Source organism: Streptomyces sp. NPDC057280 (genome assembly GCF_042668605.1).
Lineage (GTDB): Bacteria > Actinomycetota > Actinomycetes > Streptomycetales > Streptomycetaceae > Streptomyces.
Window position 1 is genome coordinate 1,420,734 of the sequence record NZ_JBHUYR010000001.1, and the last position, 18,981, is coordinate 1,439,714.

Sequence of the window (18,981 nt, forward strand, 5' to 3'; positions counted from 1 at the left end):
CTGATGCTGCTCGGCCTCCAAGCCGTACCGAGTACGGCACAGCCCGAGCAGGCGGCCGCCGCCCAGACCCTCACCTGGACCGCCGGCGACGACATCACCAAGTACACGTCGGCGCCGACGACCGCCGTGGCCGGTCAGGCGACGATCGTCTTCGAGAACAGCGCGGCCACCGGCAACACCACCGGCATGCCGCACACGTTGACCTTCGTCACGAGCGACCCCGAGTTCAACAGCGATGTGCAACTCAACATCCTGGCCAACCCGAACGACGACATGGGCGGCCGGCACACCGCCGAGGTCACGCTCACCCCGGGCCGCTACTTCTACCACTGCACGATCCCGGGCCACGGCTCGATGCAGGGCATCCTCGTCGTGACCGAGGGCGGCGGTTCGGACACCACTCCGCCACAGACGTCCGCGCAGGTCACCGGGGCGCAGAACGCGCAGGGCGAGTACGTCGGTTCGGCGAGCGTCGCCATCAGCGCCACGGACGAGGGCGGTTCCGGGGTCGACAGCGTGCAGTACGCCATCGGCGACACGGGCGAGTGGCTGCCGTACACCACCCCGGTCGTCGTCGACCAGGTCGGCAGTCACAAGATCCGCTACCGGGCGCTCGACAAGGCCGGGAACGTCTCCGCCGAGAAGAGTGTCTCGTTCACGGTGGTGCCGCCGGCCTCGGACGACACCACGCCGCCGGACACCTCGGCCACGGTGAGCGGTCAGCAGGACGCCGACGGGGCGTATTTCGACATGGCGACGGTGACCGTGTCGGCCTCCGACACCGGCTCCGGGGTCAACACCATCGAGTACGCCCTCGGCACCGGCGCCTGGCAGCCGTACACCGCGCCCGTGATGGTGCACCAGCTCGGCACCCACACCGTGCGCTACCGGGCCACCGACAAGGCGGGCAACGTGTCCGCCGAGAAGAGCGTCCAGTTCACGGTCGTCGCGACCCCCACGCCGGACACCACCCCGCCGGTGACGGGCGTGACCGTCGAGGGCACCAGGAACTCGGACGGCGCCTACATCGGCAACGCCAAGGTGACGGTGAGCGCGACGGACGAGGGCGGGTCGGGGGTCGACCGGGTCGAGTACTCGATCGACGGCGGGCCGTACCTCGCGTACGCCACCCCCGTGGTCGTCGATCGCGCGGGCACCCACACCCTCGCCTACCGGGCCACCGACAAGGCGGGCAACACCGCCGCCGCGCGCACGGTGACCTTCACCGTCGTCTCCAGCCAGGTGCCCGCGCCCCACTGCGCGGAGTTCGACGAGCGGTTGACGGTGATCGTCGGTGACGTCGACTCCGGCGTGCCGAACCGGCTGACCAACAACCGGTGCCGGATCAACGAGTTGATCGAGGACGAGAAGGAGTGGACGTCCCACGCGCTGTTCCTCAAGCACGTGAAGACGGTCCTGGACAAGCTCCTCAAGGAAGGCGTCCTCGACCAGCGCGAGTACAACGCGATCCAGAAGGCCGCCCGTCAGTCCGGGATCGGCAAGCCCGGGCAGACAGAGGGCTACCGGAAGATCCTCGACGGAAGCGCCGAGTCGTTCGCCAAGTGGCAGCAGGTGGGCGGTGGTTCGTTCGGGCTGAACGCCGACGGGTCCATCACCTCCGGGACCACCAAGGGCGGGCTCGGCATGCTGTGGTTCCCCGAGCGCAAGTACGGCGACTTCTCGCTCCGCCTCCAGTGGCGCGACGACGCACCCGGCACCGGGAACGCCAACGCCGGTGTGTTCGTGCGCTTCCCGTGGGTCCACGACCACCCCGAGGAGTCCCGCCCGGAGTGGGTCGCGATCAAGTACGGGCATGAGGTGCAGGTCCTGGACCGGCCCGACGGCGACATGTACAAGACCGGGTCGATCTACGGGTTCGACCGCGTCGGCCTCGCCGGCGCGGGTGTGACGCAGAAGGGCACCTGGAACGACTACGAGATCCGGGTGGTCGACCAGCACTACTCGGTCTACCGCAACGGCGTGCTCATCAACGAGTTCGACAACACCGGCGGCCAGGAATTCGTCCCGCCGCGCTCGGACGACCCGGGCACGGACGGCAGGCGGTTCGCCTCCGGCTACATCGGGCTCCAGGTGCACGGCACGACGGACGTCATCTCCTACCGGGACGTGCGGATCAAGGAGTTGTAGTCCGGTCCTGCGGATCAAGGAGCTGTCGTCCCGTCCTTACGGGCTCTGCTCGGCTGTACCCGCTTGGGCTCCCCCGGCATCTTCGGATACTCGGGCGGGTACGGCAGATCACCGAGCCCGTGGTCGTGCTCGTCCCGGCGGGCCAGTTCCAGCAGGGCCTCCAGCGAGAACGCGTGATCGTCCATGTCCGCGTGCACATCGCCGAGTTCGGCGAAGCGCGCGGGCATGGTCGCGAGATCGAAGTCCTGCGGATGCGCCACGCCCACCTCGTCCCAGCGCAGGGGGGCGGAGACGGGGGCGTGCGGTCGGGGTCGTACCGAATAGGCGGAGGCGATCGTGCGGTCCCTGGCCGTCTGGTTGTAGTCGATGAAGATGCGCTCGCCGCGCTCCTCCTTCCACCACTTGATCGTCACATGGTCCGGCATCCGGCGTTCCATCTCCCGCCCGACCGCGATCGCGGCCCGCCGGACCTGGGTGAAGGTCCACCGGGGTTCGATCGGCACGAAGACGTGCAGGCCGCGCCCGCCGGACGTCTTGGGCCAGCCGCGCAGTCCCCCGAACTCCTCCAGTACGGCCCGGAGTTCACCGGCGGCTCGGACGGCGTCGTCGTAGTCGGTGCCGGGCTGCGGGTCGAGGTCGATGCGGAGTTCGTCGGGGCGGTCGACGTCGTCGCGCCGTACCGGCCACGGATGGAAGGTGAGCGTGCCGAACTGGGCGGCCCACAGGACCGCGGCCTCCTCCGTGGGGCACATCTCGTCGGCACTGCGGCCGCTCGGGAAGGCGATGTGGGCGGTCGGGATCCAGTCGGGCATGTTCTTGGGCGCCCGCTTCTGGAAGAAGTTCTCGCCCGTCACGCCGTCGGGATAGCGTTCCAGGGTGGTGGGGCGGTCGCGCAGGGCGCGCAGGATGCCGGGGGCGACGGCGATGTAGTACCGGGCCAGGTCCAGCTTCGTGAAACCGCGCTCCGGGAAGAAGATCTTGTCCGGGCTGGACAGCCGTACGGTCCTCCCGCCCACCTCAAGCTCCACCGCGTCACCCATGCGAGCCACGGTAGGCCAGCCGGACAGTATGCGCATACCGGGCGAAATCCACCCACGGCCAGCAGAATCGGAGCATGGATCTGCCGGTCATGCCTCCCGTGAAGCCCATGCTCGCCAAGTCGGTCGCGAAGATCCCGCCGGGCATGCAGTACGAGGCGAAGTGGGACGGGTTCCGGGCCGTCGTGTTCCGGGACGGAACCGAGGTCGAGCTCGGCAGCCGCACCGGCAAGCCGCTGACCAGGTACTTCCCGGAACTCGTGGAGGCGCTCAGGGAGCGGGTGCCCGAGCGCTGTGTGCTGGACGGGGAGATCGTCATCGCCCGCGACGGACGGCTCGACTTCGACGCGCTCACCGAGCGCATCCACCCGGCCGACTCCCGGGTGCGGACCCTCGCGGAGCGCACGCCGGCGTCGTTCGTGGCCTTCGACCTGCTGGCGCTCGCCGACGAGTCGCTCCTCGACGTCCCGCTGACCGACCGGCGGGCCCTGCTGACGACGGCTCTGTCCGAGGTCACCCCGCCGGTCCACCTCGCGCCGGCGACCACCGACATCGACGTGGCCCAGAACTGGTTCGAGCAGTACGAGGGAGCCGGCCTCGACGGCGTGATCGCCAAGCCGCTCGGTCTGCACTACCTCCAGGACGAGCGCGCGATGTTCAAGATCAAGCACGAGCGGACCGCCGACGTGGTCGTGGCGGGCTACCGCCTCCACAAGAGCGGGCCCGTCGTCGGCTCCCTGCTCCTGGGGCTGTACGACGACCGGGGCGCCCTCCAGCACGTGGGCGTGTCGGCCGCCTTCACCATGAAGCGGCGTGCGGAGCTGGTCGAGGAGCTGGAGCCGCTGCGCATGGACGACGTCACGGGACATCCCTGGGCCGCCTGGTCGGACGAGACCGCGCACGAGACGGCACGGCTGCCGGGGGCACCCAGCCGCTGGTCGGGGAAGAAGGACCTGTCCTGGGTGCCGCTGCGGCCCGAGCGGGTCGCCGAGGTGGCGTACGACCACATGGAGAACGGGGCGCGCTTCCGGCACACGGCCCGCTTCCGCCGCTGGCGCCCGGACCGCACGCCGGAGAGCTGCACGTACGGGCAGCTGGAGGAGCCGGTGCGCTACGACCTCGACGAGATCCTCGGCACGGCCGGGTGAACCAGGGCTTGTGCCGAGCCAGGGCTTCCGTCGAGTCCGGGTTTCCGCCGAGTCAGGGCTTCATCAGGACCTTCACCGCGCCGTCCTGCTTGCGCTGGAACATCTCGTACGCGTGCGGCGCCTCGTCGAGCGGCACGCGATGCGTGGCGAAGTCCTCGACGCCGAGCACGTCCTCGTCGGTCAGGTACGGCAGGATCTCGTCGACCCAGCGGCGCACGTTCGCCTGGCCCATGCGGAGCTGGATCTGCTTGTCGAACAGGGTGAGCAGGGGCAGCGGGTCGGCCATGCCGCCGTAGACGCCGGACAGGGAGATGGTGCCGCCGCGGCGGACCAGGTCGATGGCCGTGTAGAGGGCGGCGAGCCGGTCGACGCTGAAGCGCTCCGCGAACGGGCCGCTCAGCTTGCGCGGCAGCAGGGCCGTGGCGTTCTGGGCGAGGCGGGCGGCGGCGCTGCCGTGGGCCTCGGTGCCGACCGCGTCGATCACGGCGTCGGGGCCGCGGCCGTCGGTGCGGTCGCGGATCGCCGCGACGAGTTCCTTCTCGCCGTCGAAGTCCCGCAGGTCGAAGACCTCCACGCCGCGCTGCCGCGCCCGGCGCAGCCGCTCGGTGACCAGGTCGACCCCGAACACCGTTCCGGCGCCACGCAGTTGGGCGACCCGGCAGGCCATGTCACCGATGGGCCCGAGGCCGAGCACGGCGACGCTGCCGCCCTGCGGGACATCCGCGTACGCGACCGCCTGCCAGGCGGTGGGCAGCACGTCGGAGAGGTAGACGAAGCGGTCGTCGGGCGGCCCCTCGGGCACCTTGATCGGGCCGAACTGGGCCTGCGGAACGCGCAGGTACTCGGCCTGCGCGCCCGGTACGGCCCCGTACAGCCGGGTGTAGCCGAAGAGCGCGGCGCCCATGCCCTCGCCGGTGACCTGGGTGGTCTCGCACTGGGTCGGCAGGGAGTTCTCGCACATCCAGCAGCTGCCGCAGGCGATCTGGAAGGGCACGACCACGCGGTCGCCCGCCTTGAGGTCGGGCACCCCGGCGCCGACCTCCTCGACGATGCCCATGGGCTCGTGACCGAGGATGTCGCCCGGCGTCATGAACGGGGTGAGCACCTCGTACAGATGCAGGTCGGAGCCGCACAGCCCGCTGGAGGTGATGCGGATGACGGCGTCCGTCGGCTCCTGGATCTTCGGATCGGGCACGTTCTCCACCCGTACGTCCCTCTTGCCCTGCCAGGTCACTGCCTTCATGGCGGTCCACTCCCTCTGCCCGTGCGGAGGCGCCCCGGGTACCCGGCCGAACCGTGCCGAACCACTCCGAAGCGCCACGCTGGGCCGCTCGGCGTAGCAACGCGCTCCCTCAGAGGTATTCACCCGGGCCGATCAAATCCGAGCGGGTATGGCCACCAATGAACAAATAAGCGCACAATCAGTGAAACGAGACTTGGGTGGCGACGGTGGGCATGGGACGACGGGCGCGCACGAGACGCGCCGGTACTTCGGCGGCACTCCTGGCCGCCGCGCTGACGGTTTCACTGGCGGCGGGCTGTACGGGCACGAACGGGTCCGGCCGGGCGGACGACGGCCGGGCGCCCGACCGGACGCACGGCGAGAGCCGGACCCCGGACGAGAGCCAGGAGCCGTCGGTGAGCGGGCTGACCGGTGCCTCCCCGCTCGCCGTGAAGATCGACAACGTCCGGGGGGCCCGGCCGCACACGGGCACCGACTCCGCGGACATCGTCTACACCGAGCAGGTCGAGGGCGGTCTGAGCCGGCTGATGGCGGTCTACGCGACCAAGCTCCCGAAGGTCGTCGGGCCGGTGCGCAGCGCCCGGGAGTCCGACCTGGAGCTGCTGCGCCAGTTCGACCACCCGACGCTCGCCTTCTCCGGCGCCCAGGGGAAGCTGATGCCGCTGATCAACAAGGCGCCGCTGGACCCGCAGACGCCCGGCAAGACCTCCGGGGCCTACTTCCGCGGCACCGAGAAGGCCGCCCCGCACAACCTCTATCTCCGGCCGAACCGGCTGCTGCCCGCCGCTCCCGGCGCGGACGCCCTGACGACCGGCTTCACCTACGGCTCCGCCCCGTCCGGCGGCAGGAAGGACACCTCGGAGACCGTGCGCTACCCGGCGGCCACCTACTCCTTCACCTGGTCGTCGAGCCGGAACCGCTACCTGGTCTCGATGGACGGCACGGCGGCGGTGACGACCGGGGGCAAGCGGCTCGCCCCGGCAACGGTCGTCGTGCAGTACGTCAAGATCCGCAAGTCCGGCTTCCACGACTTCCTCGGCAACAACACGCCGTACACGGAGACCGTGGGCTCGGGGAAGGCGAAGGTGCTGCGCGGCGGGAAGGCGTACGACGCCCGCTGGGAGCGCGACAGGGCGACGGACGGCACGACGTTCACGACGGGCGACGGCGACCCGGTGAACTTCGCCAAGGGCCAGGTGTGGGTGCTGTTCGTGAAGGCCTAGCCGGCTTCCCGGCCCAGGGCTGTGCCGCGAGGGGTTCCGTCGGATTGCGGAGCCCCTCGGCCGCGTCCGCGACCCGCTGGATCAGCTCGAAGAAGACGGACTGCTCGGCGGCGGAGAGCGGGGCGAGGAAGACCTGGTTCATGCGGGCCGTGCGGAGGGTCAGCTTGCGGTGGGTGCGCACCCCGTCGTCGGTGAGGCGCAGCAGGAAGCGGCGGCCGTCCTGCGGGTCGCGCACCTTGTCGAGCAGCCCGCGGCGGCCGAGCCGGCTGATCACCTCGGCGATGGTCGACCGGTCGAGCCCCACCCGCTCCCCCACCGTGCGCTGGTCCAGACCCGGCTCGGCGACGAGCGCGTTGAGGACCGCGAACTGCGGTGAGGTGATCTCCTCCGAGACCATCGTGTTCCACAGCAGGTAGTGCGCCTGCTGGAGACGGCGGGCCAGGTGCCCGGGGTGGGTCGTGAGGTCCACCGCAGCCATGTGCGCTCCCGAGAGTCGGATTCGTACGTGCACTGAACAATACCGGCGGCAGACCGAGCTGTCTGCGGGCCGGTCAGCCGAGCGATCTCCAGGCCTTGACGCGATCCCCGTCCGATGGCAGCGTGAAGGAAACTTCACCAGAATAGTCAGTGCCCTGAGTAATTGGATTCCTCATGACCCTCACCCAGCACGACATCGACCAGGAGATCGCGGCCGAACACGCCGCCTACGAGAAGCGCCTCGCCGAGGGTGGCCCCGTGGAGCACCAGCCGCGCCGCGACTACGCCCCCTACCGCTCCTCGGTCCTGCGCCATCCGAAGCAGCCGCCGATCACCATCGACGTGTCCAAGGACCCGGAACTGGTGGAGCTGCACTCCCCCGCCTTCGGGGAGCGGGACATCACCGAGATCGACAACGACCTCACCCGGCAGCACGACGGTGAGCCGATCGGCGAGCGCATCACCGTCTCCGGGCGGCTCCTCGACCGTGACGGGCGCCCGATCCGCGGTCAGCTGATAGAGATCTGGCAGGCCAACTCGGCGGGCCGGTACGCCCATCAGCGCGAGCAGCACGACGCCCCGCTGGACCCGAACTTCACCGGCGTCGGCCGCACCCTCACCGACGCCGACGGCCAGTACCACTTCACGACCGTCCAGCCGGGCCCGTACCCGTGGCGCCAGCACCTCAACGCCTGGCGCCCGGCCCACATCCACTTCTCGCTGTTCGGCACGGCGTTCACCCAGCGGCTCGTGACGCAGATGTACTTCCCGGCCGATCCGCTGTTCCCGTACGACCCGATCATCCAGTCGGTGACCGACGACGCGGCCCGCCAGCGCCTCGTCGCGACGTACGACCACAACCTGTCGGTACCGGAGTTCTCGATGGGTTACCACTGGGACATCGTGCTCGACGGACCGCACGCCACCTGGATCGAAGAGGGACGCTGACCTGCCATGACCAAGATCGACACCAGCCGTCCGGAGACGGTCCTGCCGACCCCCTCGCACACCGTCGGCCCCTTCTACGGCCACGCCCTGCCCTTCCCGGGCGGTGAGGACATCGCCCCCGCCGGCCACCCGGACACGATCGCCGTGCACGGCTACATCTACGACGGCGCGGGCACCCCGCTGCCGGACGCGTTCGTGGAGCTGTGGGGCCCGGACCCGGACGGCAACATCCCGCGGGTCGACGGCTCGATGCGGCGCGACGGGGCCAGCGGCGGGTTCATGGGGCGCACCGGTGTGGAGTTCACCGGCTGGGGCCGCAGCCAGACGGACGCGAGCGGCCACTGGTCCGCGCGGACGCTGCGGCCGGGTGCGCGCGGACAGAGCGCTCCGTACCTCAGCGTCTGCATCTTCGCGCGCGGCCTGCTGGTGCACCTGTACACCCGCATCTACCTGCCCGGCGACGACGCGGCACTCGCCGCCGATCCCCTGCTGTCCCGGGTGGACGAGGCGCGCCGGGGCACGCTGATCGCGACGGACGGCGGCCACGGCACCTACCGTTTCGACATCCGCCTTCAGGGCGAAGGCGAGACGGTCTTCCTGGAGTTCCAGTGACATCTGCCCCGGAGCCGGACGCCGGCCTGCTCGCCCCCGGGTGGGCCGGTTCCCCCGCCGCGTCCGCGACGAGCGACGCCGCGTACCTGCGCGCGCTGCTCGACGCGGAGGCCGCGCTGACCCGCGCGCAGGCCGTGCTGGGCCTGGCGCCCGAGGCGGCCGGCACGGCGGTCACCGCGGCCGCCGGGTCGGACGCCTTCGACGCCCGGGACCTCGTGGTCCGGGCGCGGGCGGGCGGCAATCCGGTGATCCCGCTGGTCGCCGACCTGACGAAGGCGGTGGGGGCGCAGTACGGCCCGTACGTCCACCGGGGCGCGACCAGCCAGGACATCCTGGACACGGCGACGATGCTGGTCGCCGCGCGCACCCTCGACCTGATCCGCGCCGACCTCGCGCGGACGGAGACGGCGCTGGCCCGGCTGGCCGCCGACCACCGGGACACGCCCATGCCGGGGCGCACGCTCACCCAGCACGCCGTACCGACGACCTTCGGTCTGAAGGCCGCCGGCTGGCGGTCCCTGGTGCTGGACGCCCGGGACCGGGTGACCACCGTACGGAACTCGCTCCCCGCCCAACTCGGCGGCGCGGCCGGGACCTTGGCCGCCTTCACCGCGTACGGCGCCGAGGACCCCACCGCGCTCGTGGCGGCGTACGCGCGCGAACTCGGCCTGCGCGAACCCGAGCTGCCCTGGCACACCCTGCGCACCCCGATCGCCGACCTCGCGGGATGTCTGGCCTTCGCGGCCGGGGCCCTCGGCAAGATCGCCACGGATGTGCTGACGCTGGCCCGCACCGAGATCGCCGAGCTGGCGGAGGGCAGCGGCGGCGGATCGTCGGCCATGCCGCACAAGGCGAATCCCGTACGGTCCACCCTCGTCGCCGCCGCCGCGCGGCGGGCGCCGCAGCTCGCCGCGACGCTGTACGGCTCGCTGGCCGCCGAGGACGAGCGGCCGGCCGGCGCCTGGCACGCCGAGTGGGAGCCGCTGCGGGACCTGCTGAGGCTGGTCGGCGGTGCGGCCCGCGATGCCGCCGAACTCACCGAGGGGCTGCGGGTGAACGCGGACGCCATGCGCGAACACCTCGATCTCACCCACGGGTTGATCGTCTCCGAGCGGCTGTCCGCCGACCTGGCTCCGGTGCTGGGCCGGGCCCGCGCGAAGGAACTGCTGACCGAGCTCGCGCGGCGCACCTACACCGAGGGGCGCTCCCTGACGGAACTCCTGGCGGAGCAGCCGGAGTTGGAGAAGGCCGTCGACCTCGACCCCGCCCACTACACCGGCGCCGCCGGAACCCTCACCGACCGTGCTCTGGAGCGACGTTGACCGCCACACTCCTCAACCACCACACCGAAGGCCCCGCTTCGGCGGCTCCGCTCCTGCTGGGCCCGTCGCTCGGCACGTCGTACGCCCTGTGGGACAAGGTCGCGCCGGAGCTGTCGATCACCCACCGGGTGGTCCGCTGGGATCTTCCCGGGCACGGCGGGAGCCCGGCCGATCTGATCGGCCCCGGCGCCACCGTCGCCGACCTCGCCGAACTGGTGCTCGCGCTCGCCGACTCCCTCGGCATCGAGCGCTTCGCCTACGCCGGGGTGTCGCTGGGCGGCGCGGTCGGCCTGCACCTGGCCGTCCACCACCCGGAGCGGCTGTCCTCGCTGGCCGTGATCTGTTCCTCGGCCCACTTCAACGGGGCGAAGCCCTGGGAGGAGCGGGCCGCGCGGGTCCGCGCCGAGGGGCTTGACTGGCTCGTGGAGAGCGCGGACGCCCGCTGGTTCACGCCCGGATTCAGCGTGCCCCGGCTGGTCCAGGACCAGCGGGACGCGGACCCGGAGGCCTACGCCGCCTGCTGCGACGCGCTCGCCGCGTTCGACCTGCGGGAGCGGCTGCCGGAGATCGCCGCGCGGACGCTGCTGGTCGCCGGCCGGGACGATCAGGCGACGCCGCCCGCGCATCTGCGCGAGATCGCCGACGCGGTGCCCGGTGCCGCGCTCGTCGAGATCCCGGGCGCCGCGCATCTGGCGCCCGCGCAATGCCCGGAGGCCGTCCTGACGGCCCTGCGCGCGCACTTCGACGGCGGGGCCAGGCGGGGCATGGAGGTACGGCGCGAGGTGCTGGGCGACACCCATGTGGACCGGGCGCAGGCCCGGCAGACCGCGTTCACCGCCCGCTACCAGGACTTCATCTCGCGCTACGCCTGGGGCGAGATCTGGACCGACCCCACCCTCAGCCGCCGCGAACGCAGCATGATCACACTGACGGCCCTGGTCGCACACGGCCACTACGACGAGCTGGCCATGCATGTGCGGGCGGCCCGGCGCAACGGGCTCACGCCGGACGAGATCGGGGCCGTGCTGCTGCAGACGGCCGTGTACTGCGGGGTTCCGGCGGCGAACTCGGCGTTCGCGGCGGCCCAGCGGGTGCTGGCGGAGGACGGCGAAGCCTGACCCTGCTGGTCGTACCCTCACCCGCATCTGCCACATGCCTCCGCCGGGCGCCTACGGTGGAGGCATGTCGACTGTTCTGATCACCGGCGCCACCTCCGGCCTCGGCCGCTACGTCGCCTTCGAGCTGGTCCGCTCCGGGCATGTGGTCCTCGCCCACGGCCGCGACCCGGGCCGTACCGAGCGCCTGGTCGAGGAGCTCCGCACGGAGGGCGACGCCGAGGCGTTCGTCGCCGACCTGTCCTCGCTGGCCCAGGTGCGCGAGCTCGGCGCGCATGTCGCCGGCGCGCATCCCGACCTGGACGTGCTGATCAACAACGCGGGGGTGGGCGCCGGTTCACCCGGCTCGGCCCGCGAGCTGAGCGCCGACGGCCACGAACTGAGGCTCGCCGTGAACTACTTGGCGCCGGTGGCCCTGACCCGCGCCCTGCTGCCGACGCTGCGCGCCAACACCCCGGCCCGGATCGTCAACGTGGGCTCGGTGGGGCAGAACCCCGTCGACTTCGACGACATCGAGTTCCGCCGCGGCTATGACGGCTTCGCGGCATACTGCCGGGCCAAGTTCGCCCTGGCGGCCCATACGTTCACCCTGGCCGAGGAGTTGGCGGACACGGGCGTCGCGGTGAACGTCCTGCACCCGGCCACGTTCATGGACACGGCGATGGTCCGCGAGGGCGGCGTCCCGCCCCGGAGCACGGTGGCGGACGGCGCCCCGGGCGTACTGGCCCTGGCCACCCGGGAGTTGGGGACGGGCGGCTACTTCGACGGCCCGAACAGGGCGCGGGCGCACGAGATGACGTACGACAGCGATGTGCGGAAGCGACTGGCGGCGGTGACCGATCAGTTGCTCACCCTGTGAGCTAGCGCAGTCCCCGTCCCGTCTCCAGAACCTCCCGCGCCTGCGCCACCAACCCGTCCGCCCCGCAGGACCTGGCCAGCGCCAGCCCCCGCTGGATCTCCGCCACCGACCGCGCGGCGATCCCGTACTCCACCCGGGCGGCCGCGTGTTCGTACTGGCAGGGCGAGGCTTCCAGGTAGGTCACCGCCTGGGACAGCAGCCGCATCGCCCGTTGCCCCGTCTCCAGCGCGGCGGCGCACCGCAGTGCCTCACCGATGGCGGTGTCGGTGCCGAACCGCTCGGCCCGTCGCCGCGCGTCCGTGGCGAGTTGGGCGGCGCGGGCCGGGTCCTGGCCGGCCAGGGCGCGGGCGAGGTCGAGGGCCCAGGGGACCATGACCGGGTTGTGGTGGCCGCGGGCCGCCGCCGCCTTCTCCGCGGCCTCCAGTTCGTTGATGCCGTCCTGGGTACGGCCCACGGCCAGCAGCAGCCGGCCGCGGACCGAGCGCGGGTCGGGCAGCACGATCGTCGACGGGTAGGGCGGGGCGAAGCCGTACTGCTCGGCGATCTCCCAGGCCGCGTCGACATGTCCACGGGCGAGCAGCGTGTCGACGAGATTGCAGGTGGCCGACCAGTACAGCGGCAGCCCGCGGGCGACCCGGTCGGCGATGCGCAGCGACTCGCGCAGTGACTCCTCGGCCTCCCTGAGGCGGCCGCGCCTGCGGTGGTTGAAGCCGAGGAAGGCGTGGGCGAGGGCGAGGTGGCCGCCGCTCCAGCCGGCGGACTCGTAGGTGCGCAGCGCGTCGGTGAACATGCTCTCCGCGCGGTCGAGCCGGTCGGTGTAGGTGTAGGAGCTGGCCAGCATCATCAGGATCTCCAGGCCCCACTCGGTGTCGGTCCAGCCGAGTCCGGGGGCCAGGCGGCCGTTGACGAGGGCGCGGTCGCTGAGTTCGACGACGACCTCGGCGTTCTCCCCGTGGGTCATGGCGTCGAAGCCGCGCAGGATGAGCAGGGCCCGCTCGGAGTTGTCCCGGCCCGCGCAGCCCGAGGCGAGTTCGGCGAGCCGCTCGGAGCGGCCCGGGGAGCCGGCCTCGCCCGCGTGGATCCCCTCCCACATGTACTGCACGGCCTTGAGCCGGAGTTGGGACGGCCCGGGTTCGTGCCGGGCGGCCTCCGCCTCGACCGTGCGGACGGCGTCGTCCAGCTGGTCGTTGTGGATCAGGGCCTGGGAGAGGCGGACGACGGCGTCGACGCGCTCGGCGCTGTCGAGGCCCGGCATGGCGAGCGCGGACTGGAGGTGGTCGACGGTGGTGGCGGGTGCGGTCAGGAGGGTGGCGCAGCCCAGTTCGTAGAGCACGCGCGCGTGGGACTCCGGCCGGGGCGGTTCCAGCAGGGCCCGCTCCAGACAGCGGCGGGCCGCGTCGGGTGCGCCGACGGCGAGGTGTTCGCGGGCGGCCTCGCGGAGCTGCTCGACGAGTTCCTCGTCGTCGTCCGGGTGGACCTGGAGGAGGTGCCGGGAGGCCATCGCCGCGCCGAGCCCGGAGTCGGTGACGACACGGGCGGCGATGCCGTGCATCGCGGTGCACAGCGCGGGCGGGATGGAGTTGTAGACGGCGCTGGCGATGAGCGGGTGGACGAACTCCAGGTCGCCGTCGCCGGTCGGGGCGACGGCGGGGTCGGGTTCGGTCAGGATGCGGGCGCTGCGCAGGAGTTCGGCGCAGCGGACGGCGTCCTCGGTGCTCATGGTGGCGAGCTTGGCGACGAGGCCGACGGAGATGCCGGTGCCGAGGATGGCGGCCGCCCAGGCGAACCGGGTGGCCTCGATGCCGAGGCCTTCGAGACGGGCGACGAGGCCGCTGCCGCGGGCGGAGCGGTTGAGCGCGCGCAGTTCGGGGGCCTGGGCCTCGACCGGTTCGAGTTCGCTGTCCTGGACCTTGGCGAGGAGTTCGACGGTCTCGTAGGGGTTGCCGCCGGTGACGGCCCACACCTCGCGGCAGAAGGGGGCGTCGGCGTGTTCGCCCAGGGTGGCGCGGGTCAGCCGGGCGGTGGCGTCCGGGGTCAGCGCGCTGAGTGTGGCGACGGGGGCGTCCGCTGCCGTGGCGACGGCGTCGAGGTGGCGGGCGCTCTCGCCGCCGACCTCTCCGGGGCGGCGCGCCACCACGACCAGGACGGACAGGTCGTCGAGGCGCTCGACGAACGCGGCGAGCCAGCGCAGCGTCTCCTGGTCGGCCCAGTGGGCGTCGTCGATGACGAGGACGAGTGGCCAGTCCCTGCGGGCGAGGCGGCGTACGGCGGCCACGAGGCCGTCGTTCACGCCCTGCGGGTCGGCGTTGCGCTCACCGGGCTCGGTCAGGCCGAGGGCGGGGCCGGCGATGTCGTACCAGTCGCCGAGGTACTCGCGCGCCTCCTCCGGCATCAGGGACACCAGGGCGGGCTGGAGCAGCTGCCGCAGCACGTTGAAGGGGACGGACCTGAGGGTCTCGCCGCCGCGGGCGGACCAGACGGTGCAGCCGCGCGCCTCCGCCATGCGCCGTGCCTCGGCCAGCAGCGCGGTCTTGCCGAGTCCGGCCTCGCCCCGGAACACCAGGACGCTGCCCGAGGACGAGCGGTCCGCGCGCAAGGTGTCGATCGCCCGGTCGACGGCGGCGACCTCTTCGTCGCGCTCCCACAGGGCGGCCGAGGCGGCCTGTGGGGGCCGTACCTCCGTCATCCCGTTACCTCCCCAAGTCGCCCGAACGACGTACAGATCTCGAGCGTAGCCGTCCGATCGGCCACGTGGAGGGCGGTCCGGGGAGCTGTTCCCTCGACGGGTGACAGCGAGTGCGGGCGGGCGACGCGAAGCGCCCGCGGCCGGCACGTCAGGGACGTCGGAACCGTCAACCGGCCACGCAGCGGGCGGGACTTGTACGACTCGTCCCGAAGTGACCGTCAATACGCGCCCGTCCTCTCATCCGCCTTTCACCGACGCCTCATACGGTGGGGGCATGACGCAGGTGACTCCTCCCGGTTGGTATCCCGATCCCGGGCAGACAAGTGACGGTCCCGCCACCGAGCGCTGGTGGGACGGCAAGGCATGGACGGACCAGACCCGCCCGGCGGGATCGGCTGCCGCATGGGGTCCTCCGGCGCAGGTCCACGACGCGGGGGCGTATCCGGCCCACGACGCGGGGACGTATCCCGCCTACCCGATGTATCCCGCCCAGCCGCCGGCCGGGGGGCGGCGCGGGCTGCGGACGGGCATAGCCGTCGCGGTCGCCGTCGCGGTCCTCGCCAGCATCGGCGTGGGCGTGTGGGCGCTGACCCGTGACGACGGCGGGGGCGGCGGCACCGCCAACTCCCAGCAGGGGCCCGGAGGCAACGGCGGCACCGGTGGTCCCGGCGGCCAGGGCGGTCCCGGTGGCCAGGACGGCGGCCAGGGCGGGCCGGGCGGCAACGGCGGGCCCGGAGGAGGCTCCGGTGGCGCGTCGCCCTCGCCGCAGGAGTCGGAGGCGCCGAAGATCGAGAGCGGTTCGGTGTCCGACGCGATCAGCGGGATCAGCATCCCGATTCCGGACGGCTGGTACGGCCAGGAGATCCAGGTCGGCGCGTCGGTCACGTCCGACGCCTCCTACAAGTGCCCCGGCGAGACGTCCAAGACGTGCACGAAGGGCGGCGCCTACTCCGCGCCCGCCTCCGTCCTCGGCCATCAGGACAAGACGGCCGAGGCGGTCGCCAAGGCCGACATCAAGGCCAACGCCGACGAGTCCTACGGCGGCACGACCTACGGCTCGATCACCTCCCACGACGTGCTCGCCTCCAAGGCGGTGACCGTCGCCGGGCAGAAGGGCTACCTGGTCCGCTGGAAGGCGGTCACCAGCAAGGGCGCCGACGGGTACGTCGAGTCGCTCGCCTTCCCCTCCCCCGCCGACGCGCGGCAGATCGTCGTCGTGCGCTTCGGCGTCGACGTCGGCGAGAAGCAGTCGGTCATCGACGAGATCACCAAGGGGATCAAGGTGTCGACGGGCGGCGGCAGCGGCCAGGACGTCTAGAGCCGGCCTGCCGGACAGCAGTCGGCCGGGTGGGGCGCCTCTCCGCTCAAGAGGAACCCCACCCGGCCGGGGGGTGCGCGCCGCCCCCGTCCCCACGGTGCGGCGCGAGCAGGTCACCGTCCAGTCATCCCGTGGACGGCGGCCTGGGTCTTCTGAGGTCCTACGTCGTCATGTCAGCCCCAGCGCGGGCAGCACGACCGCGTCGACGAAGCGGACCAGATAGTCGGGATCGGCGTACTCCCCGTCCACCACGGGCCGCGCCCGGATCACACCGAACAGCTGGGCCGGGATGTACTCCAGCGCCGGCTGGTCCGCGGCGATCTCACCGCGTTCGACCCCGCGCTGGAGGATCTCGTTCAGCGAGGTGATCTCGGGGTGGACGAGCGCCTCGCGCAGCGCCGTCGCCAGTTCCGCGTCCTGCGTGACGGCGTGTCCCAGCGCCTGGAGCAGTTTGGTGTCGCCCGTCGACCACCGGCCCGCGGCCCGCGCGACCTCGCGCAGGTCGTCCGCGAGCGACCCGGTGTCGATGCCCTCGAACTTCGACACCCGCCGCGAGCGCAGCGCGGCCACCACGAACTGGGGCTTGGTCTTCCACTGCCGGTAGAGCGTGGACTTGCTGCAGCGCGTACTGGCGGCCACTCCGTCCATCGTCACGGCCTCGTAGCCGCACTCCCGGATCTGTTCGAGCACGGCGTCGAAGAACTCCTGCTCACGCTCGCGCGAGATTTTGGAGCGGCGCGAGGCGGCGACCGTCTCCGGTCCGTCCGCGGCCTGCGACGTCATGGGGTCCTCTCCTCGTTCTCAAGTGCGGCTCAAGCGGCCGCGGCCAGAGTGCTAGGGCTGCATTCCCAGTGTGGCGTATGTCTATCGATACTCGAGTGTACCGGTACTGGACCGTATCGGTACACTGGCGTATCGGTACGCACCCGTATCGATGAGTGGGGAACCGAGGAGCATGAGTTACCGGCGCTCCGGGGGTCACCAGCTCAGCCCGCACCACCGTCAGCGAAGGGGCCGGGGGATGAATGCCCGCACCGAGCCTTCCGAAGGAGAGACCGAGGCAGTAGCCCGGCCTCCGCTCGTCCGTGAGCTCCTGCTCGTCGCAGGGCTCTTCCTCGTCTACAAGTTCGGCCGCCAGCTGGCGGCGGGGCACACCGGCGAGGCCTTCGACAACGCGCACCGCGTGTGGGACCTGGAACGGGCCGTCCATCTGCCCGGCGAGGGCTCGGTGCAGAACCTGCTGCTGCACGGCGACACCCTCGTGCACATCGCGAACACCTACTACGCGACGATCCACTTCCCGGCCACCGCGGCCTTCCTGATCTGGCTCTATCTGCGCCGGCCCGGGCACTACGTGTGGGCCCGCCGCGTCCTCGCCGCCGTCACCGCCGCCGCCCTGGCGGTGCACCTCGCGTTCCCGCTGGCCCCGCCGCGCATGCTCGCCGCGGCGGGCCTGGTCGACACCGCGAAGGTGTACGGGCCGTCGGTGTACGGTCCGCCGCAGACCGACCACCTCTCGAACCAGTTCGCCGCGATGCCCTCGCTGCACTTCGGCTGGGCCCTGATGGTGGCAATCGGCCTGATCGTGGCGACCAGGTCGCGGTGGCGCTGGCTGTGGCTGCTGCACCCGCTGCTGACGCTGACGGTGATCGTCGGCACCGCCAACCACTACTGGCTCGACGCGATCGTCGCCGCCGCCATGCTCGGCATCGCGCTCGCGGTGCTCCGCCCGCCGGCGACGAAGCCCGTCGCCCCCGCGACAGAGCCCCCCGCCGAGAAGACCCCGGTCCCCGCCGACGCGGACGCCGATAAGAACGTCCTGGTCGGAGCGGGTCGATGAGCGCCACCGTCCTCGCCGTCGCCCTGTCCCTGTTCTCCGCCGTCGCCTACGCGGCCGCGGCGGTCGCCCAGGAACGGCTGGCCGCCCGCGACCCCGGCTCGGGGATCGCACGGATGATCACCTCGGGGGCCTGGTGGGGGTCGGTCCTGCTGAACGCCTCCGCGGCGCTGCTGCACGTGGTGGCCCTGAAGTACGGCCCGCTCACCGTCGTCCAGCCGCTCGGCGCGCTCACCCTGGTGGCCGCCGTGCCGATGGGCGCGCGCGTCGCCGGGCGGCGGGTCAGCGCGACGGAGTGGCGGGGTACGGCGTTCACGCTCCTCGGGCTGGCCGCGATCCTGGTCACGGCCTCCGGGTCGGCCCCCGACGCCGTGCTGAGCACGCCCGAGGCGCTCGCCGTCGCCGGTGTGACGGCCGCGCTCATCGGTCTGCTCGCCCGCAAGGGCGCCCGCCCCGGGCTGCGGCACGCGACCGGTTCCGGCTTCGCCTCCGGGGTCGCCTCGGCGCTCACCCAGACGGTGACGGTGGCGGCGACGGACCGCTCGGCGTCGCTGCTGAGCGTGCAGGTGATCGGCGTGGCCCTGCTGGTCGCGGCGTTCGCGGCGGCCGGTCTGCTGCTGTCGCAGGTCGCCTACCGGGGCGGCCTCGGTGCCCCGCTCGCGATGGTGACCCTGGCGAACCCGGTGGCCGCCGCGATGATCGGCCTCTCCCTGCTCGGCGAACGCCTCCAGGGCGGCGCCGCGGGCGTCCTGCTGGCGCTGGCCGGAGCAGGCGTGGCGGCGTGGGGTGTGGTGCTGCTGACCCGGGTGACACCGCAGCCGGCGGGCGCGCCCAGCATGGTCGTCGCCTCCGGCGGGGCCGCCACGAAGGGCACCGCCGACCCGGTGGCCGCCGTCACCGACCACCCCGTGGCCGCCGTACTCGCTCTGGAGTCCGCGAGGGCGGCGACCGAGCAGGGGCTGCTGCCCCGGCAGCCGAAGCAGCCGGGGCATCTCACGTCCCGCTGAT

General features: G+C 72.3%; 15 protein-coding genes and 1 pseudogene. 11 read left to right on the forward strand and 5 right to left on the reverse strand.

Annotated elements, in window-relative coordinates; genetic code table 11:
• Positions 1-3: 3 nt before the first annotated feature.
• Entirely contained in the window at positions 4-2,148 is a 2,145-nt protein-coding gene (locus tag ACFUO4_RS06560) for an OmpL47-type beta-barrel domain-containing protein (protein WP_383482338.1), read from the forward strand.
• Between the two features lie 14 nt (positions 2,149-2,162).
• Here the strand turns inward: ACFUO4_RS06560 and ligD are convergent, their stop codons facing one another.
• Positions 2,163-3,188 carry a non-homologous end-joining DNA ligase gene (ligD, locus tag ACFUO4_RS06565; RefSeq protein ID WP_383480468.1) on the reverse strand — a complete coding sequence of 342 codons (1,026 nt, stop codon included), beginning with the start codon at positions 3,186-3,188 and terminating at the stop codon, positions 2,163-2,165.
• Positions 3,189-3,262: 74 nt separating this feature from the next.
• Here ligD and ACFUO4_RS06570 point away from each other — a divergent pair, with 74 nt between their 5' ends.
• Entirely contained in the window at positions 3,263-4,333 is a 1,071-nt protein-coding gene (locus ACFUO4_RS06570) for an ATP-dependent DNA ligase (RefSeq protein ID WP_383480470.1), read from the forward strand.
• Between the two features lie 52 nt (positions 4,334-4,385).
• On the opposite strand, the gene ACFUO4_RS06575 is transcribed toward ACFUO4_RS06570, so the two are convergent.
• The gene (locus tag ACFUO4_RS06575) at positions 4,386-5,576 is read right to left on the reverse strand and encodes a zinc-dependent alcohol dehydrogenase (RefSeq protein WP_079307637.1); all 1,191 of its coding nucleotides are present in this window, start codon (positions 5,574-5,576) and stop codon (positions 4,386-4,388) included.
• Positions 5,577-5,788: 212 nt separating this feature from the next.
• Between ACFUO4_RS06575 and ACFUO4_RS06580 the strand changes: the two genes are divergently transcribed.
• Positions 5,789-6,799 (forward strand): DUF3048 domain-containing protein, encoded by a 1,011-nt coding sequence (locus tag ACFUO4_RS06580; RefSeq protein WP_383480472.1) that lies wholly within the window; start codon positions 5,789-5,791, stop codon positions 6,797-6,799.
• A gap of 19 nt (positions 6,800-6,818) precedes the next feature.
• Here the strand turns inward: ACFUO4_RS06580 and ACFUO4_RS06585 are convergent.
• A pseudogene (locus ACFUO4_RS06585) lies at positions 6,819-7,277 on the reverse strand (MarR family winged helix-turn-helix transcriptional regulator); the annotation flags it as partial.
• Between the two features lie 173 nt (positions 7,278-7,450).
• On the opposite strand from ACFUO4_RS06585, the gene pcaH reads away from it, so the two are divergent.
• The 5 genes from pcaH (at position 7,451) to ACFUO4_RS06610 (ending at position 12,132) form a co-directional block, all read left to right on the forward strand.
• Entirely contained in the window at positions 7,451-8,224 is a 774-nt protein-coding gene (gene pcaH / locus ACFUO4_RS06590; RefSeq protein WP_383480474.1) for a protocatechuate 3,4-dioxygenase subunit beta, read from the forward strand.
• A 6-nt stretch (positions 8,225-8,230) separates the two neighbouring features.
• Positions 8,231-8,836: a protocatechuate 3,4-dioxygenase subunit alpha gene (pcaG, locus tag ACFUO4_RS06595; RefSeq protein ID WP_079307641.1), complete on the forward strand. Its 606-nt coding sequence runs from the start codon at positions 8,231-8,233 to the stop codon at positions 8,834-8,836.
• On the forward strand, positions 8,833-10,158 hold the full coding sequence (gene pcaB, locus ACFUO4_RS06600) for a 3-carboxy-cis,cis-muconate cycloisomerase (protein WP_383480477.1): 1,326 nt from the start codon (positions 8,833-8,835) through the stop codon (positions 10,156-10,158). The genes pcaG and pcaB overlap by 4 nt, the downstream gene beginning before the upstream one ends.
• Positions 10,155-11,276, forward strand: coding sequence for a 3-oxoadipate enol-lactonase (gene pcaD / locus ACFUO4_RS06605; protein WP_383480479.1), 1,122 nt, complete (start codon positions 10,155-10,157; stop codon positions 11,274-11,276). The genes pcaB and pcaD overlap by 4 nt, the downstream gene beginning before the upstream one ends.
• A gap of 64 nt (positions 11,277-11,340) precedes the next feature.
• A complete protein-coding gene (locus tag ACFUO4_RS06610; RefSeq protein WP_383480481.1) occupies positions 11,341-12,132 on the forward strand; it encodes an SDR family NAD(P)-dependent oxidoreductase in 792 nt (263 codons plus the stop codon).
• A 1-nt stretch (position 12,133) separates the two neighbouring features.
• On the opposite strand, the gene ACFUO4_RS06615 is transcribed toward ACFUO4_RS06610, so the two are convergent.
• Entirely contained in the window at positions 12,134-14,818 is a 2,685-nt protein-coding gene (locus ACFUO4_RS06615; protein ID WP_383480483.1) for an ATP-binding protein, read from the reverse strand.
• Positions 14,819-15,092: 274 nt separating this feature from the next.
• Between ACFUO4_RS06615 and ACFUO4_RS06620 the strand changes: the two genes are divergently transcribed.
• A complete protein-coding gene (locus tag ACFUO4_RS06620; protein WP_383480485.1) occupies positions 15,093-16,136 on the forward strand; it encodes a DUF2510 domain-containing protein in 1,044 nt (347 codons plus the stop codon).
• A gap of 168 nt (positions 16,137-16,304) precedes the next feature.
• Here the strand turns inward: ACFUO4_RS06620 and ACFUO4_RS06625 are convergent, their stop codons facing one another.
• Positions 16,305-16,919 carry a TetR/AcrR family transcriptional regulator gene (locus tag ACFUO4_RS06625; protein ID WP_079307653.1) on the reverse strand — a complete coding sequence of 205 codons (615 nt, stop codon included), beginning with the start codon at positions 16,917-16,919 and terminating at the stop codon, positions 16,305-16,307.
• Between the two features lie 238 nt (positions 16,920-17,157).
• Here ACFUO4_RS06625 and ACFUO4_RS06630 point away from each other — a divergent pair, with 238 nt between their 5' ends.
• Together ACFUO4_RS06630 and ACFUO4_RS06635 are read left to right on the forward strand one after the other, a co-directional pair.
• The gene (locus tag ACFUO4_RS06630) at positions 17,158-17,976 is read left to right on the forward strand and encodes a phosphatase PAP2 family protein (protein WP_383480488.1); all 819 of its coding nucleotides are present in this window, start codon (positions 17,158-17,160) and stop codon (positions 17,974-17,976) included.
• Entirely contained in the window at positions 17,973-18,980 is a 1,008-nt protein-coding gene (locus tag ACFUO4_RS06635; protein ID WP_383480490.1) for a hypothetical protein, read from the forward strand. Before ACFUO4_RS06630 ends, ACFUO4_RS06635 begins: the two co-directional genes overlap by 4 nt.
• The last annotated feature ends 1 nt before the right edge of the window (position 18,981 follow it).